Below are 7,082 nucleotides of genomic sequence, written 5' to 3'. Positions count from 1 at the left end.
GTGACCGCCGGCGAAGTCGATCGCCGCGACGACGCCGGGCAGGCGTTCGCCGGTCGTCGCCATGGTCGCGAAACCGCCCAGCGACTGGCCGATCAGCACGACGCGCTTCGCGTCGATGTCGGCGGTGGATTGCAGGTGGCGCACGACGGCCGACAGCTCGGCGGCCGCGGCCTCCGCCGCCGACGCGTAGCGCGGCGCGTCGCAACGGACGCTGGCCTCCGGGTCGCCGACGGCCGCGAGCTCGCCGTAGCCGATGCGCGTAGGCACCGCCACCGCGAAGCCCTTGCGGACGAAGAAGCGGGCCGCGGCCTCGAGCCGCTGGCGCGGCATGGCCGCGCGTTTCGCTTCCTGCGGCGGACGGCCGTGGCTGATGACGACCAGCGGGAACGGCCCCGGGCCCGGCGGACGGAAGGTGGTGACGATGAGGTCCGCGTCCAGCTTGCGACCGAGGTGGTTCTCGACCGACACCGGCACGCGGATCACCGCCTCGCGGATGTCGTTGGCCAGGCGGACGGGCGCCGCGGGCTGCGCGTCGCCGGTGGTCGTGTCTTCCGCGCGCGCGGCGGCACCGGACAGGCCGAGGATGGCGCCCAGACAGAGCGCGGCGATACGGAAGTTGCGGCGGGTCGAGGGGGTCGAAGGGGTCAAGCGGTTCATGCGCGCACCTCCGCGCACAGCGCCTTGCGCATCAGCACGCTGCGATAGGTCTTGCCGGCCCATTGCACGTCGCCGATCAGCGCGTAGCCGCGGCGCTCGTAGCGGCGGCGCAGCGCTTCGGCAGGCACCGCCGTGTCGAGCGCCACATGCGCATAGCCCTGTGCGAGCGCCCACGCTTCGGCGATGTCCATCAGCCGCTTGCCGACACCCTGCCCGCGGCACGACGGATGCACGGCGAGCTGGGCCAGGATGGCGGTGTCGGCCTGCGTGTAGCACTCGGGCACGGGGTCGCCGAGGTAGCGGCCGTCGGGCCGCTTCGGCGGCGCGACGGTGACTGTGCCCACCAGTTCCCCGGCTGCGCTCAGCGCGACGAAGGCCTGCCCGCTCGCCACCCGCTCGCGCGTCGTCTGGACGCTCTGGTCGACGGCGGTGAAGTTCCAGCCCTGCGCCGCCAGCGACGCGTAGGACGCATGCAGCAGCGCGGTCAGGGCCTCGATGGAATCATCGGGGTTCAGCGGACGCAGGGTCAGGTCGTTCATCGTCGCAAGGCAGGCGTTCAGGAAGAGGTCGGCACCTTACATCCGGAACACGCCGAATTTCGTCTCGGGGATCTCGGCGTTCAACGCGGCGGACAGGCCCAGCGCCAGCACGCGGCGCGTGTCGGCCGGGTCGATGACGCCGTCGTCCCACAGCCGGGCGCTGGCGTAGTACGGATGGCCCTGGTCCTCGTACTGCTGGCGGATCGGCGCCTTGAAGGCTTCTTCCTCGTCCGCGGACCACTGGCCGCCCTTGCCCTCGATGCCGTCGCGTTTGACCGTGGCCAGCACCGACGCGGCCTGCTCGCCGCCCATCACCGAGATGCGGGCGTTCGGCCACATCCACAGGAAACGCGGCGAGTAGGCGCGGCCGCACATGCCGTAGTTCCCGGCGCCGAAGCTGCCGCCGATGATCACGGTGAACTTGGGCACCTGCGCGCACGCGACCGCCGTCACCATCTTGGCGCCGGCACGGGCGATGCCTTCGTTCTCGTACTTGCGGCCGACCATGAAGCCGGTGATGTTCTGCAGGAACACCAGCGGGATCTTGCGCTGGCAGCAGAGCTCGATGAAGTGGGCGCCCTTGTTGGCGCTCTCGGCGAAGAGGATGCCGTTGTTGGCGACGATGCCGACCGGCATGCCCTCGATGTGGGCGAAGCCGCAGACCAGCGTGTTGCCGTAGCGCGCCTTGAACTCGTCGAAGGCGCTGCCGTCGACGATGCGGGCGATGACCTCGCGCACGTCGAAGGGCTTGCGCGTATCGGTGGGGATCACGCCGTGCAGCTCGGCGGGATCGTAGGCCGGCGCCTGGGGCGCCTGCGTCAGCAGCTCGCCCTGCTTGCGCCAGTTCAGCCGCGCCACGGACTGGCGCGCGATCGCCAGCGCGTGGGTGTCGTTCTCGGCCAGGTGGTCGGCCACGCCGGACAGGCGCGTGTGCACGTCGCCGCCGCCCAGGTCCTCGGCGGTGACGACCTCGCCCGTGGCGGCCTTCACCAGCGGCGGGCCGCCGAGGAAGATCGTGCCCTGGTTCTTGACGATGACGGTCTCGTCGCTCATCGCCGGCACGTAGGCGCCACCGGCCGTGCAGGAGCCCATCACCACGGCGATCTGCGGGATGCCCTTGGCGGACAGATTCGCCTGGTTGAAGAAGATGCGGCCGAAGTGGTCGCGGTCCGGGAAGACCTCGTCCTGGTTGGGCAGGTTGGCGCCGCCGCTGTCCACCAGGTAGATGCAGGGCAGGCGGTTCTGGTCGGCGATCTCCTGCGCGCGCAGGTGCTTCTTGACGGTGATCGGGTAGTAGGTGCCGCCCTTGACGGTCGCGTCGTTGCAGACGATCACGCACTCGACGCCGGACACTCGGCCGATGCCCGCGATCACGCCGCCGCCCGGGGCGGCGTTGTCATACATGTCCAGGCCCGCCAGCGGGGCCAGTTCCAGGAAGGGCGTGCCCGGGTCCAGCAGCATCTCCACGCGGTCGCGCGGGAGCAGCTTGCCGCGCCCGACGTGCTTGGCGCGCGCGGCCTCGCCGCCGCCCTCGGCGATCTTCGCCAGCCGGGCGTTGAGGTCGTCGATCAGGCCGCGCATCGCATCCGCGTTGGCCTTGAAGTCGGCCGAGCGGGCGTTGAGCTTGGTGGACAGCTGGGGCATGGGTCTGGGTCTCCGGTCTGGGGACGGTCGTCGTCCGTCTTATGAGCCGCGCTCAATTCGGTGCGCAAGCGCTGGCTGAAGGCGCGGTTCCGGGATCGCCGGAGCGGCGCAAGGCGCGAAGCATAAGCCAGATGGCGAACGATTCCAAGCCGGACGACAGTTGGAAACGCACCGACTTGAGCCCGGCTCAATAAACCCGGAGAATGCGCTCCTCATGAGCCCCGCCCCGCTGTCCCGAGTGGATGTTTCCCTCGACGCCCGACTCGACCCGCCGTCCGCGGCCGCCCTGCCCGCGCAGCGCCGCTCGCCGGTGGGCGCGAAGGCCGAGCAGCGGGTGAAGGACATCCTGCGCGCGAGCCGCGCGGTGTTCGCCGAGCGCGGCTACGAACGCGCGACGACGACCGAGATCGCACAGCGGCTGGGGATCTCCGAGGCGACGGTCTTCACCTACTTCCGCGGCAAGCGCGAGCTCTGCATGCGGGTGATCGGCGACTGGTACGACGAGATCATCGAGGCGATCGAATCGGGCCTGCCGCGCGAGCGGCCGATCCGGGACCAGCTGGAGTTCGTGGTCCACACCCACCTGCGGCTGTTCCTGATCCAGGGCACGGGGCTGTGCGAGCTGGTGCTGTCGGAAGGCCGCAAGCGCGAGGCGCCGGTGGCGCGCGGCGAGGGCCAGGACTTCGGCGCGGCCTTCGTCGACCTGCAGCGGCGCTACACGGCGCCGCTGATGGACCTGCTGGCGCGCGGCCAGGCGCAGGGCGAGGTCCGGCAGGACATCCCGCTGCGGCTGCTGCGCTCGCTGGTGTTCGGGCCGATGGAGCACATGCTGTGGGAGGTGATCATCGCCGGACGGCAGATCCAGGTGGATGCGGCGGCGCGCGATCTGGTCGCGCTGCTGTGGCCGGCGCTGCAGGCGCCGGACCAGGAGCTCAAGGCCCTGCGCCGGTTGAAGGCCCGCGTGGCGGAAGCACTGGACGGCGGCATCGACGCCGTCGACGGCAAGTCCTGACCCTCAGCGCATCGCGCCGCGGCGCGCAAGACCTGGGAAGGTCAAAAGATCAGCAGTTGAGGTCATAGCTCGACAACCCCTGTTCGGGAACGATGACGGCTCCGACTTTCGAGTCATCTCATGGAGCCTCACATCGTGGATCTCGACATCAATCCCGCAGTTGAAGAGCTGCTCGGCGCCGTCCAATCGCCGGTTCAAATTCCCACGCCCGCACCGGGCGAATACGCTCCACGCATCAGCGAGGACAACTTCGACCAGGACACCTGGGACGACTGGTATCGCGAGCAGATCCGCCTCTCGATCGAGGACCCTCGCCCGAATATCCCGCACGATGTCGTCATGCGGGAAACCGAGGAAATCATTCAAGGCTTCCGGAGCGTCCATGGACAACCCCACAACGCTTGAATGGCGTCCTCGAGCTCATCTGCGCTATCGACTGATCATTGCCGAGATCGCGCGACACAACACCTTGGCCGCGGAAGAGCTGAGGCGGCTGATCTGGAAGAAGTTGCGCTTCGCAATGGCTTTCCCCAAGCTCTATCGCGCATCCTCGCGCGTGGATGGCATCAGGGAAATCGTGGTGACTGCGAACTACCTCGTGCCGTACCGAATCACTTCCAACTCCCTCGAAGTGCTCGACGTCGTGCACGCCCGGCGCGATTGGCCGAATCCGCCGCAACTACTGCCTTCAATGCATTGAAGGACTTTCGAGTCATTCCATGGAGCACCACATCGTGGATCTCAGCATCATTCCCGCCGCTGGCGAATCGCACTCCTTCAGGCCTGAACACTCCTCCCGCGTGCCGGACCCCGGCTTCGAGGACGACGACGAGCCCTTTGATCAACAGGCCTGGGACGCGTGGTACTGCGAGCGAATCCGCCGTTCCTTGGCTGATCCGCGCCCTCGTGTTCCCCACGAGGAGGTCATGGCACGCGCCTGGCAAATCATCTGCGCATGGAAGGATCGTCATGGCGGAAAAGACGCTTGAATGGCGCGCTCAGGCCGTGGAAAGCCTGAACACCATCGTCAACCACATCGCCGAACGAAACCTGCAAACCGCCATTGATCTCTTCGGGGAGATCCGCAGGCGGATGAAGCTCTGCTTGACCTTTCCCACGCTCTATCGAGCATCCCAACGCGTAGAAGGCCTGCATGAGATCACGGTGACTTCGAACTACCTCGTGCCGTATCGCATCACGCCGACGGGGGTCGAAGTTGTGGACATCGTCCACTCACGGCGCGATTGGCCGAATCCACCCCAATGATCGCCGCGAGACGAGGCGACTTTCAAAGAAGGGCGACCCATACGGTCGCACTGTTCATTTCAGCCGTGGATCGGATCAGCGCGCGCGCCGCTCGATCACCACACTGAGCGCCGCCAATCCCAGCCCGACCACGGCAAGCCCTGCCCCCGCCACCGGCAGCGAGCGCAGCGAAGCGCCGTGCGTCAGCATCCACCCGCCCAGCCACGCGCCACCCGCGTTGCCCAGATTGAAGGCCGCGATGTTGAGCGTCGACACCAGCGCCGGCGCATCGGGCGCCTGCTGCATCATCCGCATCTGCAGTCCGGGCACCGTCGCGAAGGCGGCCATACCCCAGACGAAGACGGTCACGATCGTCGGCCATTGCCAGTCGAGCACCACCGCCAGCAGCGCCTGCACGATCGCCAGCGCGACCAGCACGCCCATCAGTGACGGCATCAGCTTCCAGTCCGCCAGCTTGCCGCCCACCGTGTTGCCGATCGTCAACCCCAGGCCGAACAGGAACAGCACGCCCGTGATCCAGCCCGAACTCAGGCCGGTCACCTCCGACAGCATCGGCGCGATGAAGGTGAATGCGGTGAAGATGCCGCCGAAGCCGACCGCCGTGAGCGCCAACGCGATCAGCACCTGCGGACGCTTCAGCACCGACCAGTCATTGCCGGGCTGCGCGGCGGTGTCGGCGTCCTTGGTCTTCGGCAGCAGCGCGATCAACGCGATCGCCGCCACGATGCCCAAGCCGGCGACCGCGCCGAAGCTCGCGCGCCAACCCCACTCCTGGCCGATCAGGTTGCCTAGGGGCACGCCCAGCACGTTGGCCAGCGTCAGACCCGTGAACATCAGCGCGATTGCACCGGCCTTGCGGTCGGGCGCGACCAGCTCGCTCGCAAGCACCGCGCCGATGCCGAAGAAGGACCCGTGCGCCAGCGCCGCGACGATGCGCCCCGCCATCACCGTCCAGTACCCGCCGCCGATCGCCGACAACAGGTTGCCCGCGATGAACAGCGCGATCAGCACCAGCAGCGCCCGCTTGCGGGGCCAGCCCGCGCTGAGCGCCGCCAGCGGCGGCGCGCCCAGCGCTACGCCCAGCGCATACCCCGTCACCAGCAGACCCGCGCGCGGCAGGCTCACCGCGAGGTCCTGCGCCATCGCCGGCAGCAGACCCATGATCACGAACTCGGTCGTGCCGATGGCAAAGGCCGCCAGCGCCAGGGCCAGGATCGGCAAGGGGAAACCGCGCGCGGCCGCCGGTTTGGCGCCGGCTTCGCCGGCGTCGTCGAGGGTGGAAGAGAGGGAGGTCACGAGCGACTCCAACGTTGATTCAATGGTCCGCACTGTGATCTGTCGCTCCCCGGATGGGAATCCATCGAAAGGGATAAGCATCTGTTCCAGAATGGAATAGATGGCGCCCGCATGATGCGGCGGCCAACGGAGATCCGGAATGAATGAACTCGACGACATGCGCCTGTTCGTGCGCGCCGTCGCGACGGGCAGCCTGTCCGCGGCGGGGCGGGAACTGGGCTTCTCCCCCGCCGTCGGCAGCAAGCGGCTGGCGCGGCTGGAGGCGCGGCTCGGCGTGCGGCTGCTGCAGCGCAGCTCGCGGCGCCTCGCGCTGACCGACGAGGGCGCGATCTACCTCGAACGCTGCCAGACCATCCTCGCCGACATCGACGACGCCGAGGCCGAGCTCACGCAAGGCCGCCAGCAGGCGCGCGGGCTGCTGCGCGTCACCTCGACCGTCGCGCTGGGCCGCCGCTGCGTCGGCCCGCTCGCGGCCGAGTTCATGCGCGAACACCCCGACGTCACCGTGCAGGTCTCGCTGTCCGACGCGCTCGTCGACCTGATCGAGGAAGGCTTCGACTGCGCCGTGCGCATCGGCGGACCGGCGGACTCGCGCCTGGTCGCCCGCCGCCTCGGCCCGAACCGGCGCATGCTCTGCGCGACGCCGGACTACCTGCGCCGCCGCGGCA

General features: G+C 68.7%; 10 protein-coding genes. 6 read left to right on the top strand and 4 right to left on the bottom strand.

The features are described from left to right. The 3 genes from VF536_RS05330 to VF536_RS05320 form a co-directional block, all read right to left on the bottom strand. Window positions 1-657: alpha/beta hydrolase family protein (locus VF536_RS05330; protein WP_414710284.1), on the bottom strand; the 657-nt coding region annotated here is incomplete at its 3' end. Then, window positions 654-1,196 carry a GNAT family N-acetyltransferase gene (locus VF536_RS05325; protein WP_331613766.1) on the bottom strand — a complete coding sequence of 181 codons (543 nt, stop codon included), beginning with the start codon at window positions 1,194-1,196 and terminating at the stop codon, window positions 654-656. The genes VF536_RS05330 and VF536_RS05325, both read right to left, overlap by 4 nt. A 36-nt stretch (window positions 1,197-1,232) precedes the next feature. Beyond that, window positions 1,233-2,840, bottom strand: a complete 1,608-nt coding sequence (locus VF536_RS05320) for a carboxyl transferase domain-containing protein (RefSeq protein ID WP_331613765.1) — start codon at window positions 2,838-2,840, stop codon at window positions 1,233-1,235. 214 nt (window positions 2,841-3,054) lie between these two features. Between VF536_RS05320 and VF536_RS05315 the strand changes: the two genes are divergently transcribed. The 5 genes from VF536_RS05315 to VF536_RS05295 all read left to right on the top strand — a co-directional run bounded on the left by VF536_RS05315 (window position 3,055) and on the right by VF536_RS05295 (window position 5,118). Continuing rightward, complete coding sequence (locus VF536_RS05315) at window positions 3,055-3,852, top strand: TetR/AcrR family transcriptional regulator (protein WP_331613764.1); 798 nt, start codon at window positions 3,055-3,057, stop codon at window positions 3,850-3,852. Between the two features lie 135 nt (window positions 3,853-3,987). Next, on the top strand, window positions 3,988-4,257 hold the full coding sequence (locus VF536_RS05310) for a hypothetical protein (RefSeq protein WP_331613763.1): 270 nt from the start codon (window positions 3,988-3,990) through the stop codon (window positions 4,255-4,257). Continuing rightward, a complete protein-coding gene (locus VF536_RS05305) occupies window positions 4,235-4,552 on the top strand; it encodes a type II toxin-antitoxin system RelE/ParE family toxin (protein ID WP_331613762.1) in 318 nt (105 codons plus the stop codon). Before VF536_RS05310 ends, VF536_RS05305 begins: the two co-directional genes overlap by 23 nt. A gap of 19 nt (window positions 4,553-4,571) precedes the next feature. Further along, window positions 4,572-4,841, top strand: a complete 270-nt coding sequence (locus VF536_RS05300) for a hypothetical protein (RefSeq protein ID WP_331613761.1) — start codon at window positions 4,572-4,574, stop codon at window positions 4,839-4,841. Then, entirely contained in the window at window positions 4,822-5,118 is a 297-nt protein-coding gene (locus VF536_RS05295; protein ID WP_331613760.1) for a type II toxin-antitoxin system RelE/ParE family toxin, read from the top strand. The genes VF536_RS05300 and VF536_RS05295 overlap by 20 nt, the downstream gene beginning before the upstream one ends. 75 nt (window positions 5,119-5,193) lie before the next feature. Here VF536_RS05295 and VF536_RS05290 read toward each other — a convergent pair whose 3' ends face one another. Next, on the bottom strand, window positions 5,194-6,339 hold the full coding sequence (locus tag VF536_RS05290) for an MFS transporter (protein WP_331613767.1): 1,146 nt from the start codon (window positions 6,337-6,339) through the stop codon (window positions 5,194-5,196). Between the two features lie 214 nt (window positions 6,340-6,553). Between VF536_RS05290 and VF536_RS05285 the strand changes: the two genes are divergently transcribed. Further along, window positions 6,554-7,082, top strand: a 529-nt coding sequence (locus VF536_RS05285; protein WP_331613758.1) for a LysR family transcriptional regulator, incomplete at its 3' end; no start/stop codon positions are given.

The organism is Roseateles sp. (assembly GCF_036486225.1).
Classification (GTDB): domain Bacteria; phylum Pseudomonadota; class Gammaproteobacteria; order Burkholderiales; family Burkholderiaceae_C; genus Roseateles.
The sequence above is the reverse complement of the archived record's forward strand: the minus strand, read 5'-3'. Positions and strand labels throughout refer to the sequence as shown.